The sequence below is a fragment of the Actinophytocola sp. KF-1 genome, from assembly GCF_054661535.1.
Window position 1 is genome coordinate 267,630 of the sequence record NZ_BAAFVK010000005.1, and the last position, 22,359, is coordinate 289,988.

Sequence of the window (22,359 nt, forward strand, 5' to 3'; positions counted from 1 at the left end):
TCGCCGTATCGTTGCCGCCGACCCGCGGGTCGTGCGATCCGCACACGTCCGACGGTGAACGGAGTGGTGCGAGGCATGAGCGAGCTGACGCCCGACGAAGTTCGCGACGTCGTCTTCGATCACGCGCCGGTGTTCCGCCGCGGCTACGACGAGACACAGGTCGACGAGTTCCTCGACCGCGTCGAAGAGGCCATGGTCGCCCTCCACCGCGCCCTGGTCGAGAAACAGCAGCTGCTGGACTCCTACGCGATGCGCGCCGACCGCCTCGCCACCACGGGCGAACACCGCGCCCTGGCGGACCAGATCATCGCCGACGCCCGCCGCAGGGCGAACGAGATCGTCGACGGCGCCCGTGCGGCGGCACAACGCGTGGTCGAGGAGGCCCGCGCGGAGGCGTTCCGCCTGGTGGCCAACGCGTCCCGGCAGATCGTCGGCGTCGGGCCCGCCCACGCCGTGGGCGACCGCGAACTGGCCGCGGCCGTCGCGGAGGCGAGCAACCGCATCGCCCACCTCCGCGACGCCCTGTCCGCGGAGGCGTCCCAGTTGTACGAGATAGCACAGGCCCTGGACAGCGGCCGCTAGCGGAGCGCCTGGGCCCACCAGGCACGGCACCGGAGACGTCCGCGCTCGACGACGAGTTCACCGCGCCGGCCCACGCCGGTTCGGTCCGGCGTACCAGGACGTGGGGCGTCCTCGTCGCGGGATCGTGATAGTGCCGGCCACGTGCTTCGCGGTGATGTTCCTGAGCGAAGCGCCGGTGCACGCCGACGTCGGCCGGCCGTCACGGCTGCTGGGCCACCGGCGTGCGGCGCCTGCGCCACCAGCGGAGCACCAGCGCGGCCGGGATCCCGAGCACGAGCAGGAACGGCAGCACCGCGCCGATCACCTGCAACGTCACGCCACCGGCGCCGAGGAACGCGTCCCAGCCCGCCGACAGGCCGGCGAGGAAACCACGCTCCTCCGGCTCCGGCGCGGGCGCGGGTTTCGCGGCGGTCTTGCCGATGCTGAGCGTCACCGTCGACATGGCCACCTGGCCCGCCAGCGCCTGGCTGCGCTGCTGCAGCGACTCGAGCTCGGCCTCGCGCGCGGTGACCTCCTGCTCGATCCGCACGATCTCGTCCACCGTGTTCGCCTTCGCCAGCAGTGCGCGGACCCGGTCGACGCTGGCGCGCTGGGTGGCGACGCGGCTGTCGAGGTCGACCACCTCCTCCGTCACGTCCTCGGCGGACTGCTCGCGCGAGACGACCTCGCCCAGCGCCGACAACGCGTCCAGCGCCTGGTCGAAGCGGTCGGACGGGATGTGCAGGGTGAGCGTCGCGGACGTGTCCCGCACCTGTTCGCGGCCGGCGTAGCCGTTCTCGCGGACCGCGATGTCCCGTGCACGGTCGACGGTCGCGACGACGTCGGCGGCCACCAGCTCCACCGTCGCGGTGCGCACCAGCTTCCGGTCCACGCCGGGCTGGCTGACCTCCTCCTTCTTCGCGGTGGCGGCCGGCTGCTCGGCTGTCTCGGCCGCCCGCGGCTCCCCCGCGCCACCACCGGACGCCTCGTACGCCGGGCCCGCCCCCGCACTGTCCGCCGACGTCCCTGAACCGGCCGTGCACGCCGTGACCAGTGCGGCGGCGATGCCCAACAGCGCTGCCACGCCGACGATTCCGTGCTTCACATGTCCTCCCCGAGTCGTTGGTGACGGGAGGACGGACGACGGCCGCCGGCCCGTTGCCGGGGAACGGTCACGAGTCGGCTTCGATCCCCGGTGGACCGCGCACAGGTTCCGGTGCGATGGTGGCCCCGAGGAGGGAGAACGCGATGAGCGGTGGCACGGACAGTGATCGGTTGCGTGCGAAGTGGGACAGGTACGCGCCGAGGTACGACAAGGACATCGGGTTCTTCGAGCGCGTCCAGTTCGGCGACGGGCGGCAGTGGGTGTGCTCGCAGGCGACGGGCGACGTGCTCGAGGTGGCCGTCGGCACCGGGCGGAACCTGCCGTTCTACCCGGCGGAGGTGCGCCTGACGGGCCTCGACTTCAGCCCGGTCATGCTTGCGCAGGCCCGTGCCAGGGCGGCGGAGCTCGGCCGGGAGATCGACCTGCGGGAGGGCGACGCGCAGGACCTGCCGTTCGCGGACGCCTCGTTCGACACCGTCGTGTGCACGCTGGGGCTGTGCGGTTTCCCGGACGAACGCGCCGCCATCGACGAGATGTACCGGGTGCTCCGTCCACAGGGGACACTGCTGCTGCTCGACCACGTCGGCAGCCACCGCCGCGTTGTCTACTTCGGACAGTGGCTGCTGGAGCGGATGACCGTGCGTACCATCGGTGACCACCAGACCCGCAGGCCGCTGCCGGTGGTCGAGCGGGCCGGGTTCGTGATCCGGCGGCAGGAACGGCTCAAGGCGGGCACGGTGGAACGACTGGCGGCGACGAAACCCGCAGGAGGCGACACGTGACGGTCCGGCGACCGGTGCTGGTGGTGGCGCTGCTGGTGGTCCTCACCGCCTGCACGGCGGAACCCGCACCGGCTCCCCCGCCGCCGTCGACCACCACCCCGACGTCCACCCCACCCACCGGCCAGGTGTACGTGTCGCTGGGCGACTCCTACGCCACGGGGTGGCGGCCCGCGACCGGCGGCGCCCCGGCCGGCGCCGGCAGGGACGGTTTCGCCGACCTGGTCGCGGCGCGGTCCGGGATGCGGCTGGTCAACGTCGCGTGCAGTGGCGCCACGTCGGGCCAGCTGCGCTCGTCGCCCGGGTGCCCGCCACCGAACCGCGCGGCGGGCGCACCCGACCCGGCGGGCCGCACCCAGCTCGACGCCGCGGTCGCCGCACTGCGCGAGCACGAGGGCCGGGTCGGCCTGGTGACGGTGGTGATCGGCGGCAACGACCTCGCCCCGTGCGTGCGGGAGACGGCGTCGGAGGCGCTCGCGTGCGCGTCGGAGGCGGTGACGGACGTGGCGGCCAACCTGGCGTCGATCCTGCCCGTCCTGCGCGAGGCGGCGGGCGACGCGCCGATCGTCGGCCTGACGTACCCGGATGTCTTCCTCGGCGCGTGGGTGTCGCCGGAGTTCCCGAACGGCCAGGACCTCGCCCGCATGTCGGTCCCCCTGTTCCGCGACTTCTTCAACACCGCGCTGCGGACCGAGTACGCGAAGGTGGGCGCCGAGTTCGTCGACGTCACCGCCACGACCGGCGGCTACGGGTCCCTCACCGACCTCACGCAGGACCCCGAGTACGGCTCGATCCCCACCCCGGTCGCGAAGGTGTGCGCGCTGACGTACTTCTGCGACCTGACCGACGTCCACCCGACGCCCGAGGGCCACCGGGCCATCGCCGACGCCGTCCTCGCGGTCGCGGGACGCTGACGTTGAACGCGACCGTGGTCAGCTCGCCGAGCGCAGGGCCGTGGCGGGGGTGGTAACAGTCGGAAGTTTCCGTGCACTCGACGGGGTGGTACCCGGTGGGATGACTCGGAGAGGAGTTGTCATGGGTGCGAGCGTCGCGCTGGTGCGGCTCGCCGACACCGATCTGACCCCTGCCGACGCGCACGACGACGTGCGCGGCAAGACCGTGGTCGACCGGGGCGGCGAGGAACTCGGCGTGGTCGACGACCTGGTCATCGACGAGGCGGAGCGGCGCGTCCGGCTGTTGCAGGTCGGCTCCGGCGGGTTCCTCGGGCTGGGCAAGCAGCAGGTGCTGGTGCCGGTCGACGCGGTGACGTCGGTCGACGAGGTGGTGCACGTCGACACCGATCGCGACCACGTCGCGTCCGGGCCGGTGTACGACCCGGACCTGGTGCTCCGGCAGGACACCGTGGCCGGGCTGTACGACCACTACGGCATGCTCCCGTACTGGCACGCCGGCTACCGGGCGCCGGGCTTCCCGTTCCGGTGACACCGTTCCAGTGACACCGTTCCAGTGACGCCGTTCCGGTGACGGCCTTCCGGTGACGGCCTTCCGATGACGGCCTTCCGATGACGCCGTTCCAGTGACGGCCTTCCGGTGACGCCGTTCCGGTGACGGCCTTCCGAGTGACGGACGGCTACCGGCGCTCGTCCAGCGGTGCGGTCGTCAGCAGGTCGGCGCGGTAGTCCTCCGGCAGCTGCCGGGCGAGGCCGGCGAACTCGTCGTCGGACAGCCCGGCCTTCAGCGCGGCGACCACCGCCCGCGCGTGCTCCCGCGCGCCGTCCGGCGTGCAGCCCCTGCCTTCCTCCTCCGCGACGCGCCGGTAGAACTCCTCGACGCCGAACGTCGCGCCGCGGCCCGTGGCGGGCAGCGCCTCGGCGATCCCCTCGGGCAGCTCGGCGGCCAGGTTCTTCGGCTCGTCGCCCGCCAGCCGCTCGCCGAGGACCGCCAGCGTCGCGTGCGTGGCGTCGGTGGCGTGGTCGGTGTCCGCCAGCCCCGGCAGGTCGCGGACGGCCGTCACGATCTCGTGCTCCCGCATCGCGGTCTCCTTCCGTGCGATGCGGGGGCGTACCCGCTGACGCCGGGGACGACACGTCGCGTCACCCACGACTGTCACCCGATGGTGTGATCCTGGCCGTCCGGTGTGCTCCAGCCGGGTGGTTGTGCCCAGGAAGGGGACCATTTCGTGCCCGGCAGGCGCACGCTACCTGCCGAGCCGGTGCCGGCGTCGGGACTCCCGGCGCGGGTAGTCAGCCGTGTCCAGGAGTTGTCGACGATGACCACCTCGTCCGCGCCACCCCAGCACGTGCGGTTCCAGACCACCGACTACGACCACGCGGGCGAGTACCTGACCCAGCTCTACGGCACGACCATGCGGATGACCGGCCGCCGGGTCGGCTACGCGTTCCGCTTCACCCAGTTGACGACGTCGACGTTCTCCGTCGGCATGGCCGCGCAGACCGACGACCTGGAGATCAACGTCGTCGAGCCGCCCACGAGCCTGTACCTGCTGCGCCCGAGGGGCATGGTCGTGGACTACCGGTCGGCGCAGCACGAACACCGGATCGGGCCCGGGGAGCTGTACATCGCCTCCACGGGTCAGGACGGCATGCCGTACCGCGTGCGGTGGACCGACGGCGTCATCGAGGCCACGGCGCTGCCGTTCCCGCTGCTCGACCGGGTGGCCGCGATCGACGAGGACGTGCCGGTCCGGTTCACGGACCTGCGGCCGCACAGCAGGCAGGCGGCGGGGCACCTCGCCGCGACGGTCGACCACCTCGTCGACGCGCTGCGGGAACGCCCGGAGGTGATGGCCGAACCGCTCGTGGCGAGCACGTCCGGGGAGATGCTGTGCGCGGCCGTGCTGGCGACCTTCCCCAACACCGCCGTGCTCGAACCGACCATCGAGGACCGCCACGACTCCCACCCCCGCACGCTGCGCAGGGCGATCGCGTTCATCGACGACAACGCCAACGAGGAGATCACGGTCGCGGACATCGCGGCGGCGGCCAACGTCACCGCCCGCGCGCTGCAGCACGCCTTCCGCCGTCATCGCGCCACCACGCCCATGGGCTACGTCCGCCTCGTCCGGTTGCGGCAGGCCCACCAGGAGCTGCTGGCCGCGGACCCGACGTCGCGGGTCACGGTCACCGAGGTGGCCGCGCGCTGGGGGTTCTTCCACCCGGGCCGTTTCGCCGGGTACTACCGGGAGGTCTACGGCTGCTCGCCCTACCAGACCTTGCTCAGGGACGCCCCGTGACGTCCCCGGGGCAGGCTCCCAGGCGGCTGTGAGGGGGACCGCCGGAAGCCTGCCTCCAGGGCGGCGACGGGGTCTTGGTCGCCGGTGCAGAGGCACCCGCCGAGCACGACACCAGTCTGCGCCGCGGGCAGGCGGGCGGGCAGCACACCAGACGAACATCGCCCGTCCCCGCCCAGCCGCGAAGTCGGCCGGAAAACGAAACGACGCCGCTTCGACGCAACGGCGATCACGCGGGCGGGATCGGCCCGGTCGCGTGGAACGCGTGGCACACGCCGTCGACGAGATCGGTGGCCACCTCGAGAACGCTCCGGCCGTCGGGCGCGGCCAGCAGCGACGGGCTGAAGTTCATGCACCCGTGGTTGTCCGGCGACGGGACCTCGACCGGCGCCGGGATCTCCCGCCACGGCCCCGCGCCGCCGTTCTCGTTGACCAGCAACGTCTTCCCGTTGCCCTCGGCCTTGCCGCCGTCGGCGTCCACGAGCATCTCGGCGGCCAGCACGATCGTGCCCGTCGGCGCGACCGTGATCGTCGGCGTGTGCCGCACCCACTTGCCGTCGGCGGTGCGCACGCTGGTACCCAGGTCGAGCGGGAGGCCGTAGTCCCAGCCGTCCGCCGAGACCCGGAAGTAGACGCTGCACATCGGCTCGTCGAGGTTGCAGACCTCGTACACGAGGAAGTACCTGCCGTCCGGCAGTTTCCGCACCCCCGCCATGCCCGGCCGCACGTAGAAGTCCGGGTTCGTCACCGTCTCCGTGTAGTCGGTCCACGTGACACCGTCCACGGACCGGACGCGGACCAGCTTCTGGTCGTGCGCCGGCTTGTCCGACTCGTCGGAGAAGTGGGCGACGAGCCTGCCGTCGGCGGACACGGAGAAGTCGAGCTCCCAGCCGTTGTACTGGTTGGGCGAGGTGTACACGTCGGACCGGAACGTCCACGTGCGGCCGATGTCCCGGCTGATCCACAGCCGCTGCTTGGTGTGCCGCTGCGCTTCCGGCACCTTGTAGCCCACCGTGGCACCCCACAGCAGCGTGCCGGCAGGCATGTCGCCCACCTGGGTGGGCAGCTCGAACAGGGTGCCGCAGCACATGCCCCGGCCGTTCGCGCCCTCCGGGTCGGTGACGGTGCCGACGTGCTCGAACGTGGCGCCCCCGTCGGTGCTCTCCATGATGACGCCCCGGCCGCTGCCGTCGACCCGGCCCACCGAGGCCAGCACGCGGCCGTTCGCCGCGCCGCTGTGCTCGAGGCGGATGACGCGCGGGTAGCTCGCGCCTTCCGGGTAGAGCAGCTGCCGTTCTCCCGCCGCGCTCGCGGGCACGCTCGTCAGCCCGGCGAGCACCGCCAGCGCGACGAGCACGACCACACGCCGGTACCGCATCCGACCATCCCCCGACCGCACGGACTCGTTGGGTACTTGCCGGAGGAACGTACCAGGTACCGGGCTCCTTCTCGCTGACGGCGAACGTGCCCCGCACCGGGAATTCCCGGCGGCCGACCTACGTTGTCACTCACAAGGACGATCGATTGGGAGGCACGACGTGTCGTTGGACCCCGAGGATCTGTACGAGGTCGACTCGGACGTCCCGGACCTGACCGGAGCGGTGCTGCTGCACCACTTCGACGGCTTCATGGACGCCGGTTCGGCCGGGTCGGCACTGGTCGAGCACCTGCTGGCGACGCACGAGCACCGGGTGGTCGCGCGGTTCGACGTCGACGACCTGATCGACTACCGGGCCCGCCGCCCCACGATGACGTACACCACCGACCGCTGGGCGCACTACGACGCCCCCGAGCTGGTCGTGCACCTGCTGTACGACGCGATCGGCACCCCGTTCCTGCTGCTGACCGGCCCCGAGCCGGACCGGCGCTGGGAAGCCGTCGCGGCCGCGGTGCGCACGCTCGTCGAGCGGTGGGGCGTGCGGCTCACGGTCGGTTTCCACGGCATCCCGATGGGTGTCCCCCACACGCGGAAGCTGTCGGTGATCTCCCACGCCACGCGGCCGGAGCTGGTCACGGACAGGTCCCCGTTCAACACGGTGCAGGTGCCGGGGCACCTGTCGGCGCTGATCGAGCTGCGCCTCGGCGAGGCCGGCCACGACGCCATGGGGTTCGCCGCGTACGTCCCCCACTACCTCGCGCAGGGCACCTACCCGACCGCCGCGCTCGGCCTGCTGGAAGCGGTGATGAAGGCCACCGGGCTGGCCGTGAAGGCGGGCGAGCTGCGGGAGGCGGCGAAGCGCACCGACGCCGAGATCGCCAAGCAGGTCGCGGAGTCCGACGAGGTCGCGCAGGTCGTCGAGGCCCTGGAGCGCCAGTACGACGCGTTCGTGAGCTCCTCGCAGAACCTGCTGATCGCCGAGGGCGACGAGGTGCCGAGCGCGGACGAGCTCGCCGAGGAACTGGAACGCTTCCTGGCCGAGCAGCAGCGCGACATCTGACGGGCGTCACACCATCGGATCCACCGCCGACCCTTCCGACAGGGGGCGACGAAAGGGATACCGATGGAAGCGGCGTTGATCACCGCGGCGGCCACGGTGGCGGTGGCCGCGCTCGGCTACTTCATGAACCGCCAGGCCAACCGGCGGTCGTGGCGGGAGCACCAGGACGAGCACGCCCGGCTGAAGCTGGACGCGGCCATGCGGGCGGGTGCGCTGTTCTCCGGCACGGACCAGCACCCGGCTGATCCGGCGGCGGTCGCGTCCGGGCTGCTCGCGCTCACCCGGCTCGACCACGCCGACCTGGCGGTCGCGCTGCTGGTGGACCTGTGGCCGGGCACGGCGGACGACAACCGGGTCGCGCCCGAGACGGCGGTGCTCGTCATCGACGCCGCGTTGCGGTCGAGCAGTCCCAACGCGCGGCTGGTGGCCGCCGAACTGTTGTGCCGCAACGCCGAGCGGCTCAGCCCGTGCCACTCGCTGCACTGGCCGAGCGCCGTCGACGGGTGCTGGGACGCGACGTTCGGCCCGAAGACCAAGCTGCTGCTGACCGACGCACTGCTGCGGACGACCCTGGCCAACCCCGTCACCGAAGGCGCACTGCGTTCGCTCGCGGTGCGGCTGTACGGGATCTGGGAGGGTGACCGGGAGCCGCGGGTGCGGGGGTGCGTCGGGAGGCTCATCGGCGCGGTGGTGCCCGCCCTGCGCAACCTCGGCTACACCGACTTCATGCAGGGCAGCCGAACAGTGATGATCACCGATCTCGAGGCCGCGGCCGCGACCGGCACCCACAACCCGGACAGCTTCCTCGACCGCATGGTCGACCGGCGCTGCAGGCAGTTGGGCAACTGGGCGGCCGACTGCGACACGACGGCGGCCGAGGACGCGAAACTCGCCGAAGCGGTGTGACCCCGGCGGCCGGGGTCACACCGCTTCGCTCAGTTCTTCATGCCGTGTTCGATGGCCTCGATGATCCGCGGCCGCAGTTCGGCGGCGCTGATGATCGCGTCCACGGAGCCGACCTCGACCGCGCGCTGGATGCTGTGCACCCGGTCGAACTCGGCGGCCACCTCGCCCAGCTTCTCCGCGCGGACCGACGCCTGCACCTCCGCGAGCCGGGCGTTCAGCGCCGCCCGCTCGGCCCCGCTCGCCGCCGCCACCTGCGCCTGCAGGTCGGTGACGCGCGGGTCGTTCGCGGTCCGGTTGTTGACCTCGCCGGTGAACACCACGGCCGCGGCCGGGGCGCCGCCGAGCACGGACGCGAACGAGCCCTCCAGCGCCAGCACCGTCATGTTCGGGTTGAGCGCCTTCGAGAACACCACGAACGCGCCGCCGTGGTAGCGGGAGATGACGCAGAAGACGATCGGGCCCTGGAAGTTGACGATCGCCCTGCCGATCTCCGCGCCGTACTCCAGCTGCAGCTTGCGCATCGACTCCGGGGAACCGTCGAAGCCGGACAGGTTCGCGAGCACCACCAGCGGCCGGTTGCCGGACGCCGCGTTGATCGCGCGCGCCGTCTTCTTCGACGACCGCGGGAACAGCGTGCCCGCGGTGTAGGTGTCCGGGCCGTCCGTGGGCGGGAACCCGCGGCGCGCCACCGACTTCGACTCGATGCCGATCAGGCAGACCGGCCAGCCGCCGATGTGCACGTCCTGCACGGCGGCGGTGTCCGCGTCGGCCATGCCCGCCCAGCGCTCCAGCACCGGGTGGTCCTGGTCGGACAGCGCGCGCATCACGGTGCGGATGTCGAACGGCTTCTTGCGGTCCGGGTTGTGCTCGGACGAGAAGATCTGGCCGACCGTGGTGAAGTCGCTGCCCGCGATGTTGTGCGGGTACACCGACACGTCCCGGTGGGCCGGGTCGGTCGTGGTCGCCTTCCTCGGCGCCGTCTCGCCCGGCACGACGTACGTGTGGTCGTAGTGCGCCATCAGCACCTCGCGGGCCGCGGGCAGGTTCGGCGCCCAGTACTGCGCCTGGCCGTTGGGGCCCATGACCCGGTCGTAGCCGCCGATGCCGAAGTTGTCCTCGGCCGACACGCCACCGGAGAAGTCCAGCGACTGCTTGCCGGTGAGCACCATCGCCGAGTCCGGCGTCATCACCAGGATGCCCTTGGTGTGCATGAGCATCGTGGCCTCGGCGTTCCAGTACGGCTGCGCGCCGACGGTGATGCCCGCGACCACGATGTTGATCTCGCCGCCCGCCTGGGTGAACTCGACGATCCGCTTGAGCGCGGCCGCGACCCAGTCCATGTTCTCCACACCGGACGACATCGAGATCTTCGCGCCCGCGGACAGCGCGAACCACTCCAGCGGCACGCCCATGCGCTCGGCGAGGTCGAGCCCCGCGATCACGCGTGCGCACTCGGGCTCGGCCAGCGCGCCCAGTGCCTTGGTCGGGTCGCCGAGCAGGAGCACGCGGGTGACGCCTTCGGGGTGCCGTTCGGTCGGCGTGGTCACGACACCGGCGACGATCCCCGCCGTGTTCCTGCCCTTCGGCCGGTCGACGGGCACGAGCGCGCCGGACTCGTCGAGGTCGTGCTCGACGAACGTGCCGTCCTGCCCGGCGAGCATGTCGGTCAGCTCGTACGGGTAGACGTTGCCGCGCCGGGCCGCCCGCAGCACCTTCTGGCGGTAGTCGTCGACCGGCTGCACCGGCTCCGTCGACGGCGGGCCGACGTGCAGCCGCGCGCCGTGCCCGGGGTCGATGGTGATCCGCACGGCGACCTCGTGCAGCTTCCCTTCGCCGGTGCGCACGCGGACCAGGAACTGGACCTCCTCGAGGCCGGCGCCCGCCGTGGTCGGCTGGATGCGCTGGACCAGCGTGTTCAGCTCGTCGTGGGTGAGGTCCGTCGGCGGCCAGACGTACATCATGATGCGGTTGGTGTCGAACCGCTTGTTCTGCGGCCGCTGCGCCTGGATGTTGCGGATCGCGTCGAGGCACGTGGTGACCGCGTCCTCCAGCGCGGGCAGCGCGACCAGCCTGCCGTCCGCCTCGCGCAACGCGGTCATGTCGCGGATCTGGCCCATCGCGATGAGCCGCTCGTCGGCCGGGTTGCTCTTCGCGACGGCCTTGAACAGGTAGATCTCCTCGTCGGCCGACGGCAGCCGGGTGAGGTCGAACTCGCGCAGCCGCTGCAGCTGCAGGCGCTGCGCGGTCTGCGGGTGCAGGCCGCGGATCAGCCGGTCCTCGGCGAAGCCCGCGCCGTCGCGGCGGAACGTGAAGTGGTGGTGCATGACCGCGCCGCCGGTGCCGGCGACGGTGGTGATGACCCGGTCGACGTTCGCGGGCAGCGGGTGCCCGCCCAGGATCTCGCCGAACCGCACGGCCATCGCGTCCACGTCCGGCTGGCCCTCCCACCGCAGGTACAGGTCGGCGACCAGCCCGTCCTCGCGGCCTTCGGCGAACGTGCCGAGCGCGGCGACGGCGTCGGGCAGGGCGGCGATGTCGACGGCGGTGGTGACCAGCGGCGTCACCTCGTCGACCCCGTTGTGCCGGGCGGTGAGGAACCGGTGGCCCGCGACGTCGTGCACGGCGACGTCGGACAGCCTGCGGTTGCCGTAGTAGCGGCGGGTCAGCACCTCGAGCAGTGGCGCGTGGTCGCGGCCCGCGCGGCCGATGCGCTGGCCGATGAGCCGCACCAGCGGCTGGGAGCCGGCCAGCATGGCCTGGATGCGCTCGGCCCGGTCCGGTGCGTCCGGGTTGCGGTCCAGGTACCGCAGGTCGGCGCGCACGGCGGCGTAGACCTTCGCGCGGTTGCGGCGCAGCAGCGGCTGGGCGAACCAGCGGAACACCACGCCGCGGGCCAGGTCCGACACCGCGGGGAAGCGCACCTGCGTGGCCTCGACCAGGTGCTCCAGGGTGAGCCCGGCCGCCTCGCGCAGCCCGTTCTCCGGCTGCGCACCGGCGAGCCACTGCCGCAGCAGCTCCGACACGACCGCCACGTTGGCCGACATCCGCTGCTGGGCGAGGAAGATCCGGAACACGGCGGCTTCCAGCTGCGGCGTGCGGTCCAGGTCGGCGACGCCGTAGTACCCGAGGACCCGCTTCAGCCGGTTCTGGAACGCCTCGGTGACCCCGGCGCGCTCGACGTCGAGGCTCTGCAGGTAGCTGTGGAAGTACTCGCGCGGGCTGTGCACGGGGCTGCCCGGCTCGACCTCGATCTCGCCCGCGGGCTTGTTGCGCGACAGCTCCGACAGGTCGGCGAACACGGTCAGCAGGTCCAGCTCGCCCTCGAGCGGCCGCCCGCCCAGCTCGGTGCGCGCGGCCAGGTAGTCGACGAGGACGCGCTTGCTGTCGTGCGGGTCGACATCGAAGCCGAGCAGGAGGCTGCGCAGGTCCTGCAGGCCGCGCTCGACCCGCACGGCCGCGGGCACGCCGACGGGCTCGGCGGGCAGGTCGATCTCGACGGTCTCCTGCGGGCCCGCCGCCTCGGCCTCGGCGCCCTCCTCGGCGAGCGGCTCGAGGCGCATCAGGGGCGCGCCGGTCTCGACCTGGCTGCCCACCGACACCGGGCACTCGCGGACCCGCGCGCGGAACGGCGCACGCAGCACCGTCTCCATCTTCATGCTCTCCAGCACGAGGATCGGCGCGCCGGACTCGACCTCGTCGCCGACCGACAGCGGCGTCGCCACCACCAGCGCGGGCGCGGGCGAGCGGACGACACCGCCCTCGTCGCGGCTGATGCGGTGGGTGACGCCGTCGACCTCGACGAGGTGGATGGGGCCGTGGGTGGCGGACACCAGCCGGAAGCGGTGCCCGTTGACCACGATCACGCCGCTGTGCTCGTCGAACCGCTCGACCTCGACGTCGGCGGTGTGCACGTCACCGCCGCCGGAGACGCCGACGCGGAACCGGGTCTGGCCCGCGCGGGCGACGCTCACGCGGTAGCTGGTGCCGCGCAGCTTCAGGTCCAGCGGACGGCCGCTGTCGTGCTGCACCTGCGGGCGCCCGCCGTGCGCGGTGGACAGCAGGCGCTGGACGCTGACCTCTTCCTCGTCCTGGTAGGCCTCGATCGCGGCGGCGGCCAGCGCGACGGCCGAGTGGCGGTGGCTGACCAGGCGGCCCTGCTCGCGGACGCGGTCGATCCAGCCGGTGTCGGCGGTCGCGTCGATCACCTCGGGCTGGTCGAGCAGGTCGAGCACGAAGCTCTTGTTGGTCGCGCCGCCCTCGATGATCACGGTGGTCTCGGCCATCGCGCGGCGCAGGCGGCCCAGCGCCTCGTCGCGGTCGCGGCCGTAGGCGATGATCTTGGCGATCATCGAGTCGAAGTCGGCGGGGATCGTGTCGCCCTCGCTGACGCCGGTGTCGACGCGGATGCCGGGGCCCGCGGGCAGCACGAGCCGCGCGATGCGGCCGGGCGCCGGGGCGAAGTCGCGGTCCGGGTCCTCGGCGTTGAGCCGGGCCTCGATCGCGTGGCCGAGCTCGGCGGGCTGCGTGCCCTCGAGCTTGCCGCCGCCCGCGACGTGCAGCTGCATCTTCACCAGGTCGGTGCCGGTGGTGATCTCGGTGATCGGGTGCTCGACCTGCAGGCGGGTGTTGACCTCGAGGAACGCGAACAGCTTCTCGCCGGGGTGGTACAGGAACTCGACGGTGCACGCGCCGCGGTAGCCGACGGCGACGGCGAGCCGCTCGGCGGACGCCTTCAGCTCGGCGGCCTGCTCGGGGGCGAGCACCGGGGACGCGGACTCCTCGATGATCTTCTGGTTGCGCCGCTGCACCGAGCAGTCGCGCACGCCGAGCGCCCACGCCGTCTCCCCGTCGGAGATCACCTGGACCTCGACGTGGCGGGCGCCGGTGACCAGGCGCTCCAGGAACACGACGCCGGAGCCGAACGCGCGCAGCGCCTCCTGGCTGGTGCGCTCGTAGGCGTCGGCGAGCTCGTCGGCGGAGGAGACCTTGCGGATGCCGCGCCCGCCGCCACCGGCGGTGGCCTTGAGCATCAGCGGGTAGCCGATCGCCGCACCGGCACGCAGCGCGTCTTCCAGAGTGGCGACCTCGCCGCGGCTCCACGGCGCGACCGGGACCCCGACCTCCTCGGCGATCAGCTTCGCGCCGATCTTGTCGCCGAGCTTGCGCATGGCCTCCGCGCTCGGGCCGACGAAGGTGACGCCGATCTTCTCGCACACCTCGGCGAACGCCGGGTCCTCGGCGACGAAGCCCCAGCCGACCCAGGCCGCGTCGGCCCCGGTCGCCACGAGCGCCCGCTCCAGGACGGCGTGGTCGAGGTAGGGCCGCGCCGACGCGGGCCCCAGCGAGTACGCGATGTCGGCCTCACGGACGAACGTCGCCGTGCGGTCGGCGTCGGTGTAGAGCGCGACCGTCTCGATCCGCTTCCCGGTCTGCGCCGAGAGGTCCCGAACGGCGTGGATGAGCCGCATCGCGGCCTCACCACGGTTGACGATGGCGACACGACTGAACACCGGCTGAGCCTCCCAAAGTACCCCGCGCGCAGCAGGCGACGTCCGGGTTCCGGAGCGTCGCCTGCACCTGTCTCTACCCTGCTCGATTACCGCCGGGTACACCGATGTCCCGCATCGCGCATGCCGTGGCCGTTGTGTTGTCGGAACCCTACAAAAAGCGAGCCTGGCCACAGCTCGCTGCCGCCGTTTGACGCAAGGTCTGCGACAAACCGCGACCGCGACGTGACGGGGATCAACGGTGCTGGGTCAACGATATCGGGACCCGGCATGAGCATCGCTCGTGCGACGGTCAGGTGCGGTGTCCGGCCGGTGTGGCGGTGGTGGATTTTCACTGGAGCCGGCGCGCGGCGCTGCTCCCGCTACAGCTTGGCGCCGTTGACCACCAGTGCCACGTCGATGTTGCCCCGGGTGGCGTTGGAGTACGGGCACACCTCGTGTGCCGCCTTGACGAGTGCCGCCGCCTGCTCGCCGGTCAGGGACGGCAGGGTGATCCGGAGTTCGGCGCTCAGCACGAAGCGGCCGCCGTCCAGGGGGATCAGGGACGCCGACGCGTCGATCTCCGCGTCGTCGGCCCGCAGGCGGTCGCGTCGGCCCAGCATGGACAGCACCGTGCCGAAGCAGGCCGCGTAGCCGATCGCGAAGAGCTGCTCGGGGTTCGCGCCCTCGCCGTCACCGCCCAGTTCCTTGGGCTGGCGCAGTGCCAGGTCGAGACGTCCGTCGGCCGTGCGGGCCCGGCCGTTCCTGCCGCCCGCGACGTGTGCGTGCGCGGTGTAGAGCGCGTTGGTCACGAAAACCTCCTCAGGGTCGCTTCTTGCCGTAGAACTTGACACTTCAAAAAGAAGAAGTCAATGCTTTATCTTCGAGAAGGACACCGAGGAGGAGACATGCCACGACCCGCCGTCGGCTACCTGCTGCCGTCCCGTGACCAGGCCGTGCTGGGCGAGCACGACCCGGCACGGCTGGTCGCGCAGGCGCGCCGTGCGGAGGAGCTGGGGCTGGACTCGGTCTGGGCCGGCGACAGCCCGGTGACCAGGCCGCGCGCCGACCCGCTCCTGCTGCTGGCCGCCGTCGCGGCGGCGACCACGCGGATCACGCTCGGCACCGCGGTCCTGCTGCCCGCGCTGCGGCACCCCGTCCTGCTGGCGCACCAGCTCGCCACCCTCGACCGGCTCGCGCGGGGGCGGCTCGTCGCCGGGCTCGGCGGCGGCTTCCCCAACCCGGCCACCCGGGCCCAGTTCGCCGCGCTCGGTGTCGGGTTCGCCGACCGGACCAGCAGGCTGACGGAGTCGGTCGAGGTGATGCGGCGGTTGTGGACCGGCGACGCGGTCACCCACCGCGGCAGGCACTTCGCCTTCGACGACGTGCGGCTCGCGCCGACGCCGCACCGGCCCGGCGGGCCGCCGGTCTGGCTCGCGGGGAGCGGGCCTGCCGTGTCCCGGGTGGCCCGTCTCGCCGACGGGTGGCTCCCCTACCCGCCCGACGCGGCGACGTACGGGCGGGAGCTGGCGGCCATCGGGCGGGACCGCCCGGTCACGCCCGCGTTGTACGCGACGCTCTGCCTCGACGAGGACGAGGAGAAGGCGCGGCTGCGCCTGCGGACCAGCATCGAGCGCTACTACAACGCGCCACTGGAGTTCATCGCGACGATCCAGGCGCTGTTCGCCGGCACCGTCCGGCAGGCCGCCGGCTGGCTGGCCGGCTACGTCGCCGCGGGTGCCCGGCACCTCGTGATCCGCCTCGCCACCGACGACCACGACGCCGACCTGGACGCCTTCGCAGGCGGCGTCCTGCCGCTGCTGCGCGCGGAGGGGGACCGATGACGACGTTCGTCCTGGTGCACGGGGCGTGGCACGGCCCGTGGGCCTGGGACCGGGTGACGCCGCTCCTGCACGCCGCCGGTGCGCGCACGCTCACCCCGGACCTGTCCGCGGTCGCGGACGTCGGGCTGCACGACCACGCCGGGATCGTGGCCGCCGCGGTCGGCACGGTGTCCGCCGACGACGTCGTGCTGGTCGGGCACAGCTACGCGGGCCTGGTCGTGCGGGAGGTGGCCGACACGCGGCCCGTCCGCCACGTCGTCCTCGTGGACGGGTGGGCCGGTGGTGACGGGGCGAGCATGACCAGCCTCGCGCCCGCTCCCTTCGCGGCCACGGTCCGCGCCGCGGCCGAGGCGCGCGGCGACGGGTGGCGGATCCCCGCGCCGCCGCCGTCGGCGTTCGGGGTCACCGCGCCGGACGACGCGGCATGGCTGGCCGAACGCCTCGTCCCGCAGCCGCTGCGCACGTTCACCGAGCCCACCCGGCTGCGTGGCGCGGTCGACCGCGTGCCGGGGACGGCCATCCACTGCGAGCCGGCCACGTACCCGTTCGCGCGGTTCGGCGCGGCCGTCGGCTACCGGACCCGGTCGCTGGCCGCGGCGCACGACGTGATGCTGACCGACCCCGAAGGGCTCGCCCGGCTGCTGCTCGTGGTTCAGGAACAGGAAGCGCGAAGTTTAGACTGATGAAGTGGAACACCGGACGTACAACCAGTACTGCGCCACCGCCCGCACCCTCGACATCGTCGGCGAGCGGTGGACGCTGCTGCTGGTCCGCGAACTGCTGACCGGGCCGAAGCGGTTCGGTGACCTGCAGGCCAGCCTGCGCGGCCTGGGCACCGGGCTGCTCGCCGCCCGGCTGAAGCACCTGGAACGCGAGGGCCTCGCCCGCAAGATCACGCTTCCGCCACCCGCGCGCACCCCCGCGTACGCGCTCACCGAGGCGGGCGAGGACCTCGGCCCCGCCGTGCTGGCGCTCGCTAGGTGGGGTCTGAAGTGGGCGATGGGCGAGCCGCGCGAATCGGAGGCGTTCCACCCCGGCTGGGCCGTGCTCGGCCTGCGTGCCTGCTTCGACCCGGCGGCCGCGGCGGGCCTGCGTGCGGTCTACGAGTTCCACGTCGACGACGAGGTCTTCCACGCGCGGGTCGACGACGGCACGCTCGAGGCACTGCACGGCCCCGCGCAGCACCCGGACGCGACGATCACGATCGGCGAGGCCGCGTTCCTCCGGCTGACCAGCGCGGGCCTCGCCTTCTCCGACGCGCTGGCCGGCGGCGAGGCCACGGCCACCGGCGACGCCGAAGCGCTGCGCAGGCTCGCGGGCCTGTTCAGCCTGCCGAGCCCGCGCAGCCGCGTCTGAGCCGCTCAGGCGAGCGCCCGCTCCCGCACCCGCAGCGGTGGCCTGCGGGCCCACGTCGCCCAGCGCCACAGCCACTCCAGCGGTCCCTGCCGGAAGTGGCGCAGCCACAGCACCGACCACGCCCACTGGACGACGAGGATCGCGGCGGGCACCAGCAGCAGCGTGCTCGTGGCCCACGCTTCCGGTCTGCCGCCGACCACCCGGCTCACCACGAGCACGAGGACCGTGGCGGTCAGGTAGTTGGTGAGCGCCATCCGGCCCAGCGGCGCGAACAGCGCCACCAGCACGGGCCGCGCAGGCGAGCGCAGCACCAGCAGCACCACGCAGACGTACGCGCACGCGAGCAGCAGCCCGGCCGCCACCACCGGAACCTGCGCGTCGCGGCCCGTCTGCCACCACAGCAGCGGCACCGCACCCGCCACGCACAGCAGCGCCAGTACGGCGGGCACCAGCGCCGACTCCTCGATCCTGGCCACCACGCCGTACCGGACCAGGGCCGCGCCCAGCAGGAACAAGCCGGCGACCAGCAGGAACCGCTGGTCGCCGACGGCCAGCGCGACGGCGAGGAACGCCGCGGCGAGCGCCGCGACGGCCTGGCGCGGCAACCACGTCGACGGCAGCAGCACCACGATGCCGACCACCGCGTACGTCGACAGGATGTCGCCCTGCCACAACAGGAAGAAGTGCGCCAGCCCGACGGCGAGCAGCACCGCCAGCCTGCGGAGCAGCACGAGCCGCGGCCGGGCGGTGCGGGCGGCCGCGGACGCCACCAGCAACGCGAACCCGATGCCGAACAGCAGCGCGAAGATCGGGAAGAAGCGGTGGTGGACGAACAGGCCCAGCCACGGCCGGGGGTCCTCGGGCGCGGCCGCCACCACCGGGCCGCCCGCGCTCGCGATCGGCGCGACGTTCGCCACGAGGATCCCGCACAGGGCGACACCGCGGACGACGTCGAGGGCGGCGATGCGCCGCCGTTCGGAGAAGGTCATGCGGCTCATCGTGAGCGGCGGCCGCGCCGCCGCCATCGGTCCTGAGCACGGTTCCCGGTGGCAGGACCGTACTTTTGACCGATACGGCCGCGCGGCGGTGATCACCTAGCCTGACCGGCGTGCGGAACCGGGGACGAGTCGTGGCGGACGTGGGGCTGGCCGTCCTGGCGGCCGTCGTGCTCGTGTTCTGGGCCGCGCGCATCGCGGACAGCTGGGGCGCGGGCTACTGGCCGTTCGCCACGGCCACCGGAGCGGCGGTGTGCGTGCTCGCGCTGACCCGCCGCACGCACCGGGCCGGGACGGCGGCCGCGGGGCTCGCGGTCGCGGCGGTCGCGGTGCTGGTCGCCCGCGTCGCCGGGCTGCCGAGCGAACCGGGGCCCGCGACGGCGCTGGGCCTGTCGGTGCTGGTGTGCTCGGCGGTCCGCACGGCGCCGCCCCGGCAGGCGGCCACCGTCGGCGCCGCGTGCGTGGCGGTGACCGCGGCGAGCCTGGTGACCACCAGCCACCCCCTCGCCGACGGGGTGCCGCCCGTGACCGTGCTGACCGGTCTCGCACTCGCGGCCGGGGCGGGCGCGGGGCTGGCGCTGCGGGTGCGCCACGACCTGCGCGACGCGGCGATCGCCCGGGTGCGCAGGGACGAACGCCTCGAGCTGGCGCGGGAACTGCACGACGTGGTCGCCCACCACATCACCGGTGTCGTGCTCGAGACCCAGGCCGCGCGGATCGCGCTGCGCAGCCGGCCGGAGACGCTCGACGAGTCGCTCGCGGGCATCGAGACCGCGAGCACGGACGCGCTCGCCGCGATGCGCAGGGTGGTGGGCTTGTTGCGGGACACCGAGGACGCGGCACCCGCCACGGCCGGCCCGGAGGCGCTCGGCGAGCTGGTCGACCGGTTCACGCGCCACGGCCCGCCCGTGCGGCTCAGCGTGCCCGGGCCGGCCGCGAGCGGCGGCTGGCGCCCGGAGGTCACCAGCACCGTGCACCGGGTGGTGCAGGAGTCGCTGACCAACATCGCGCGCCACGCCGCGCACGCGACGGCGGTCACCGTCGACGTCGTCCAGGACGGGCGGTCGGTGACCGTCGAGGTCGCCGACGACGCGACCGCTCCCCCGGCCCGCCACCACCGCGCCGGCTACGGGCTGGCGGGGCTGCGGGAACGCGTCGAGGCGCTCGACGGCACCCTGTCGGCGGGACCGCGCCCCGGCGGCGGCTGGTCGGTGCGGGCGCGGATCCCGGCATGACCATCCGGGTGCTGCTCGCCGACGACCAGGCGATGGTGCGCAGGGGCCTGCGGTTCATCCTGGAGGACCAGCCCGACCTGGCGGTGGTCGCGGAGGCCGTGGACGGCGTCGAGGCGGTCGACCTCGCGCGGCGGCTGCGGCCCGACGTGTGCCTGGTCGACATCCGCATGCCCCGCCTCGACGGGGTCGAGGTCACCCGTGCGCTGGCCGGGCCGGGCGTCCGCGACCCGCTGCGGGTGGTCGTGGTGACGACGTTCGACCTCGACGAGTACGTGTACGGGGCGCTGCGCGGCGGCGCGGTCGGGTTCGTGCTGAAGGACGCGGGCCCCGCCCTGCTCGTCGAGGCGGTGCGGGCCGCGCACAGCGGTGAGGCGCTCGTGTCGCCGTCGATCACGCTGCGACTCCTGCGCGACCTGATCGCGAGCCCGCGCGGGAAGACTTCGTCCGCACGACCGCTGTCCGAACGGGAGACCGAGGTCGTCCGCGCCATCGCGCGGGGCCGGACCAACCAGGAGGTCGGCGCCGAGCTGTTCATCTCGCTGAGCACCGTCAAGACCCACGTCGCTGCGATCCAGGCGAAGCTCGGGGTGCGCAACCGCGTCGAGATCGCGGCGTGGGCGTGGGAGAACGGCGTGGTCGAGACCGCCTGAGCTATGTACTATGCCCTAGTACATAGTTACTGACGGGTAGGACGATGCCACGCAAGAGCGACACCCGCGAGCGGATGGTGCGCAGCGCCGCCGAGCTGCTGCGCGAGCAGGGCGCGGCCGCGACGAGCATCGACCGCGTGCTCGCGCACAGCGGCGCCCCGCGCGGGTCGGTCTACCACCACTTCCCCGGCGGGCGGGCCCAGCTGATCGAGGAGGCCGTCGCGCTGTCCGGGGACTTCATCGCCGGCCTGATCGCCGCGGACGAACCACGCGCGGTGGTCGGCAAGTTCTTCTCGATGTGGCGGCGGTGGCTCGTCGACAGCGGCTTCCAGGCCGGCTGCCCCATCGTGTCGGTCACCGTGACGGGCGAGACCCCGCGGCTCGCGGCGGGCGTGTTCGGCCGCTGGACCGACGGGCTGGCCACGTCGTTCGCCGCGCACGGCGTGCCGGCGGCGCGGGCACGCAGGCTGGCCACGTTCGTGATCGCCGCCGTCGAGGGCGCGGTGGTCATGTGCCGCGCGGAGGAAAGCCTCGCCCCGCTGGACGCCGCGGCCGAGGAGATCAACGAGTTGCTCGCACACACGCTGCGGAAGTGAGGACACCGTGTCGACCGTCGAATTCGCCGCCATGTCGGGGCTGGAACAGATCCGCTGGGTGCAGACCGAACTGCCCGCCGACTTCCCCACCATCGGCAGGCTCCTGGGCATGCGGTTCGACGAGGTCGAGCACGGCCGCGTCGTCGTGTCGCTGCGGACCCGCGCGGACTTCGCCAACCCGATGGGCACCGTCCACGGCGGCATCGCCGCGACGATGCTCGACTCGGTGATGGGCTGCGCCGTGCACACGACGCTCCCGCCGGGCGTCGGCTACACCACGCTGGAGCTGAAGGTGAACTACATCCGCACCGCGCGGACCGACGGGCGCACGCTGACCGCCGAGGGCACCGTCGTCCACGCGGGCCGCCGCACCGCGACCGCGGAGGGCAAGGTCCTCGACGAGCACGGGAAACTGATCGCCCACGGCACCACGACGTGCCTCATCATGCGACCGGAGGCCGGCTCGTGACCACCTTCCGCGCGGCCGTCGACGCGCGCGACCTGGCCGCCGTCGAGGCGATGCTGGCCGACGACGTGGTGTTCCGCAGCCCGGTCGCGCACCGGCCCTACCCCGGCAAGGCGATCACCGCGGCGATCCTGCGCGCGGTGATCGAGGTGTTCGCCGACTTCCGGTACGTGCGCGAACTCCGCGACGGCGCCGACCACGTGCTCGTCTTCGAGGCGAAGGTCGACGGCCTCGACGTCACCGGCGCCGACTTCCTCCGCTACGACCGCGACGGCAAGATCGCCGAGCTGATGGTGATGGTGCGGCCCCTGCGTGCCGCCGAGGCGCTGGCCCGCCGGATGGCCGCGCGCTTCGACCAGATCCAGGCGGCCGCGGCGGAGGGCTGACGGGCGTGGCGCTGCGGCCGGTCCAGGTGACCTCAAGGCCAGGACCGCCCCGGCACTCGGCCGGTTCCGGGCCGCCGCGCTCGGCTGGGCGGTGACCGGCGAGCGCCCCGGCGCGACCCCGGTCCAGCCCGCCGGGTTCGGCTGGCCGGACCCCGCGGCGGTGCCGCTCGACGTCATCGCCGTCCCGGACCCTGGGACCGTGCACGACCGGGTGCGCCTCGATCTCGCCCACCGGCCGGGGCTGGTCGAGCGCCTGCGGGAACCGGGTGCCACGCCCACGGGCGCGAGGGACCTGGCCGACTCGGAGGGCAACCGGTTCTGCGTCCTCACCCCGGCGTGACCAGT

At 73.2% G+C, this 22,359-nt stretch carries 22 protein-coding genes; 16 read left to right on the forward strand and 6 right to left on the reverse strand.

Annotation, left to right across the window (positions count from 1 at the left end; translation table 11 throughout):
- The first annotated feature begins 75 nt into the window (after window positions 1–75).
- Complete coding sequence (locus tag ACYQ77_RS17280; protein WP_459712435.1) at window positions 76–582, forward strand: DivIVA domain-containing protein; 507 nt, start codon at window positions 76–78, stop codon at window positions 580–582.
- Window positions 583–781: 199 nt separating this feature from the next.
- Here the strand turns inward: ACYQ77_RS17280 and ACYQ77_RS17285 are convergent, their stop codons facing one another.
- On the reverse strand, window positions 782–1,645 hold the full coding sequence (locus tag ACYQ77_RS17285; RefSeq protein ID WP_459712436.1) for a DUF4349 domain-containing protein: 864 nt from the start codon (window positions 1,643–1,645) through the stop codon (window positions 782–784).
- A 164-nt stretch (window positions 1,646–1,809) separates the two neighbouring features.
- Between ACYQ77_RS17285 and ACYQ77_RS17290 the strand changes: the two genes are divergently transcribed.
- The 3 genes from ACYQ77_RS17290 to ACYQ77_RS17300 all read left to right on the forward strand — a co-directional run bounded on the left by ACYQ77_RS17290 (window position 1,810) and on the right by ACYQ77_RS17300 (window position 3,888).
- On the forward strand, window positions 1,810–2,448 hold the full coding sequence (locus tag ACYQ77_RS17290; protein ID WP_459712438.1) for a class I SAM-dependent methyltransferase: 639 nt from the start codon (window positions 1,810–1,812) through the stop codon (window positions 2,446–2,448).
- Window positions 2,445–3,359 carry a GDSL-type esterase/lipase family protein gene (locus tag ACYQ77_RS17295; RefSeq protein ID WP_459712439.1) on the forward strand — a complete coding sequence of 305 codons (915 nt, stop codon included), beginning with the start codon at window positions 2,445–2,447 and terminating at the stop codon, window positions 3,357–3,359. Before ACYQ77_RS17290 ends, ACYQ77_RS17295 begins: the two co-directional genes overlap by 4 nt.
- Window positions 3,360–3,480: 121 nt before the next feature.
- Window positions 3,481–3,888, forward strand: a complete 408-nt coding sequence (locus ACYQ77_RS17300) for a PRC-barrel domain-containing protein (RefSeq protein ID WP_459712441.1) — start codon at window positions 3,481–3,483, stop codon at window positions 3,886–3,888.
- A gap of 148 nt (window positions 3,889–4,036) precedes the next feature.
- Here the strand turns inward: ACYQ77_RS17300 and ACYQ77_RS17305 are convergent, their stop codons facing one another.
- Window positions 4,037–4,438, reverse strand: coding sequence for a DUF2267 domain-containing protein (locus ACYQ77_RS17305; RefSeq protein WP_459712443.1), 402 nt, complete (start codon window positions 4,436–4,438; stop codon window positions 4,037–4,039).
- 237 nt (window positions 4,439–4,675) lie between these two features.
- On the opposite strand from ACYQ77_RS17305, the gene ACYQ77_RS17310 reads away from it, so the two are divergent.
- Window positions 4,676–5,659, forward strand: a complete 984-nt coding sequence (locus ACYQ77_RS17310; RefSeq protein WP_459712445.1) for a helix-turn-helix domain-containing protein — start codon at window positions 4,676–4,678, stop codon at window positions 5,657–5,659.
- Between the two features lie 226 nt (window positions 5,660–5,885).
- Here ACYQ77_RS17310 and ACYQ77_RS17315 read toward each other — a convergent pair whose 3' ends face one another.
- Complete coding sequence (locus tag ACYQ77_RS17315) at window positions 5,886–7,034, reverse strand: sialidase family protein (RefSeq protein ID WP_459712446.1); 1,149 nt, start codon at window positions 7,032–7,034, stop codon at window positions 5,886–5,888.
- A 160-nt stretch (window positions 7,035–7,194) separates the two neighbouring features.
- Between ACYQ77_RS17315 and ACYQ77_RS17320 the strand changes: the two genes are divergently transcribed.
- Window positions 7,195–8,094 carry a proteasome assembly chaperone family protein gene (locus ACYQ77_RS17320; protein WP_459712448.1) on the forward strand — a complete coding sequence of 300 codons (900 nt, stop codon included), beginning with the start codon at window positions 7,195–7,197 and terminating at the stop codon, window positions 8,092–8,094.
- A gap of 63 nt (window positions 8,095–8,157) precedes the next feature.
- Complete coding sequence (locus ACYQ77_RS17325) at window positions 8,158–9,000, forward strand: hypothetical protein (RefSeq protein ID WP_459712449.1); 843 nt, start codon at window positions 8,158–8,160, stop codon at window positions 8,998–9,000.
- Window positions 9,001–9,029: 29 nt separating this feature from the next.
- On the opposite strand, the gene ACYQ77_RS17330 is transcribed toward ACYQ77_RS17325, so the two are convergent.
- Both ACYQ77_RS17330 and ACYQ77_RS17335 read right to left on the reverse strand, forming a co-directional pair.
- Complete coding sequence (locus tag ACYQ77_RS17330; RefSeq protein ID WP_459712450.1) at window positions 9,030–14,510, reverse strand: ATP-binding protein; 5,481 nt, start codon at window positions 14,508–14,510, stop codon at window positions 9,030–9,032.
- A gap of 359 nt (window positions 14,511–14,869) precedes the next feature.
- Window positions 14,870–15,298 (reverse strand): organic hydroperoxide resistance protein, encoded by a 429-nt coding sequence (locus tag ACYQ77_RS17335; protein ID WP_459712453.1) that lies wholly within the window; start codon window positions 15,296–15,298, stop codon window positions 14,870–14,872.
- 96 nt (window positions 15,299–15,394) lie between these two features.
- Between ACYQ77_RS17335 and ACYQ77_RS17340 the strand changes: the two genes are divergently transcribed.
- From ACYQ77_RS17340 to ACYQ77_RS17350, 3 genes are read left to right on the forward strand one after another with little or no spacing between them, the layout of a single operon-like run.
- Window positions 15,395–16,330, forward strand: coding sequence for an LLM class flavin-dependent oxidoreductase (locus tag ACYQ77_RS17340; RefSeq protein WP_459712455.1), 936 nt, complete (start codon window positions 15,395–15,397; stop codon window positions 16,328–16,330).
- Window positions 16,327–17,013 (forward strand): alpha/beta fold hydrolase, encoded by a 687-nt coding sequence (locus ACYQ77_RS17345; RefSeq protein ID WP_459712457.1) that lies wholly within the window; start codon window positions 16,327–16,329, stop codon window positions 17,011–17,013. The genes ACYQ77_RS17340 and ACYQ77_RS17345 overlap by 4 nt, the downstream gene beginning before the upstream one ends.
- A 4-nt stretch (window positions 17,014–17,017) precedes the next feature.
- Window positions 17,018–17,686, forward strand: coding sequence for a winged helix-turn-helix transcriptional regulator (locus tag ACYQ77_RS17350; RefSeq protein WP_459712459.1), 669 nt, complete (start codon window positions 17,018–17,020; stop codon window positions 17,684–17,686).
- A 5-nt stretch (window positions 17,687–17,691) separates the two neighbouring features.
- Here the strand turns inward: ACYQ77_RS17350 and ACYQ77_RS17355 are convergent, their stop codons facing one another.
- Window positions 17,692–18,675 (reverse strand): DUF418 domain-containing protein, encoded by a 984-nt coding sequence (locus ACYQ77_RS17355; protein ID WP_459712460.1) that lies wholly within the window; start codon window positions 18,673–18,675, stop codon window positions 17,692–17,694.
- 119 nt (window positions 18,676–18,794) lie between these two features.
- Here ACYQ77_RS17355 and ACYQ77_RS17360 point away from each other — a divergent pair, with 119 nt between their 5' ends.
- Genes ACYQ77_RS17360 through ACYQ77_RS17385 form a run of 6 tightly spaced genes read left to right on the forward strand, consistent with a single transcriptional unit; the run spans window position 18,795 to window position 22,354 of the window.
- Window positions 18,795–19,916, forward strand: a complete 1,122-nt coding sequence (locus ACYQ77_RS17360) for a sensor histidine kinase (RefSeq protein WP_459712462.1) — start codon at window positions 18,795–18,797, stop codon at window positions 19,914–19,916.
- Window positions 19,913–20,566 carry a response regulator gene (locus tag ACYQ77_RS17365; protein WP_459712464.1) on the forward strand — a complete coding sequence of 218 codons (654 nt, stop codon included), beginning with the start codon at window positions 19,913–19,915 and terminating at the stop codon, window positions 20,564–20,566. The genes ACYQ77_RS17360 and ACYQ77_RS17365 overlap by 4 nt, the downstream gene beginning before the upstream one ends.
- A 44-nt stretch (window positions 20,567–20,610) precedes the next feature.
- A complete protein-coding gene (locus ACYQ77_RS17370) occupies window positions 20,611–21,162 on the forward strand; it encodes a TetR/AcrR family transcriptional regulator (protein ID WP_459712466.1) in 552 nt (183 codons plus the stop codon).
- 7 nt (window positions 21,163–21,169) lie between these two features.
- A complete protein-coding gene (locus ACYQ77_RS17375) occupies window positions 21,170–21,631 on the forward strand; it encodes a PaaI family thioesterase (RefSeq protein ID WP_459712467.1) in 462 nt (153 codons plus the stop codon).
- Complete coding sequence (locus ACYQ77_RS17380; RefSeq protein ID WP_459712469.1) at window positions 21,628–22,014, forward strand: nuclear transport factor 2 family protein; 387 nt, start codon at window positions 21,628–21,630, stop codon at window positions 22,012–22,014. Before ACYQ77_RS17375 ends, ACYQ77_RS17380 begins: the two co-directional genes overlap by 4 nt.
- The gene (locus ACYQ77_RS17385; protein ID WP_459712470.1) at window positions 21,941–22,354 is read left to right on the forward strand and encodes a VOC family protein; all 414 of its coding nucleotides are present in this window, start codon (window positions 21,941–21,943) and stop codon (window positions 22,352–22,354) included. The genes ACYQ77_RS17380 and ACYQ77_RS17385 overlap by 74 nt, the downstream gene beginning before the upstream one ends.
- Window positions 22,355–22,359 lie beyond the last annotated feature (5 nt).

Bases quoted from the DNA above. Each gene is read 5' to 3' on its own strand.
- ACYQ77_RS17370 (WP_459712466.1), top strand. From the start codon at position 20,611: ATGCCACGCAAGAGCGACACCCGCGAGCGGATGGTGCGCAGCGCCGCC.
- ACYQ77_RS17280 (WP_459712435.1), top strand. From the start codon at position 76: ATGAGCGAGCTGACGCCCGACGAAGTTCGCGACGTCGTCTTCGATCAC.
- ACYQ77_RS17355 (WP_459712460.1), bottom strand. From the start codon at position 18,675: ATGACCTTCTCCGAACGGCGGCGCATCGCCGCCCTCGACGTCGTCCGC.
- ACYQ77_RS17300 (WP_459712441.1), top strand. From the start codon at position 3,481: ATGGGTGCGAGCGTCGCGCTGGTGCGGCTCGCCGACACCGATCTGACC.
- ACYQ77_RS17315 (WP_459712446.1), bottom strand. From the start codon at position 7,034: ATGCGGTACCGGCGTGTGGTCGTGCTCGTCGCGCTGGCGGTGCTCGCC.
- ACYQ77_RS17340 (WP_459712455.1), top strand. From the start codon at position 15,395: ATGCCACGACCCGCCGTCGGCTACCTGCTGCCGTCCCGTGACCAGGCC.
- ACYQ77_RS17290 (WP_459712438.1), top strand. From the start codon at position 1,810: ATGAGCGGTGGCACGGACAGTGATCGGTTGCGTGCGAAGTGGGACAGG.
- ACYQ77_RS17345 (WP_459712457.1), top strand. From the start codon at position 16,327: ATGACGACGTTCGTCCTGGTGCACGGGGCGTGGCACGGCCCGTGGGCC.
- ACYQ77_RS17325 (WP_459712449.1), top strand. From the start codon at position 8,158: ATGGAAGCGGCGTTGATCACCGCGGCGGCCACGGTGGCGGTGGCCGCG.
- ACYQ77_RS17365 (WP_459712464.1), top strand. From the start codon at position 19,913: ATGACCATCCGGGTGCTGCTCGCCGACGACCAGGCGATGGTGCGCAGG.
- ACYQ77_RS17305 (WP_459712443.1), bottom strand. From the start codon at position 4,438: ATGCGGGAGCACGAGATCGTGACGGCCGTCCGCGACCTGCCGGGGCTG.
- ACYQ77_RS17310 (WP_459712445.1), top strand. From the start codon at position 4,676: ATGACCACCTCGTCCGCGCCACCCCAGCACGTGCGGTTCCAGACCACC.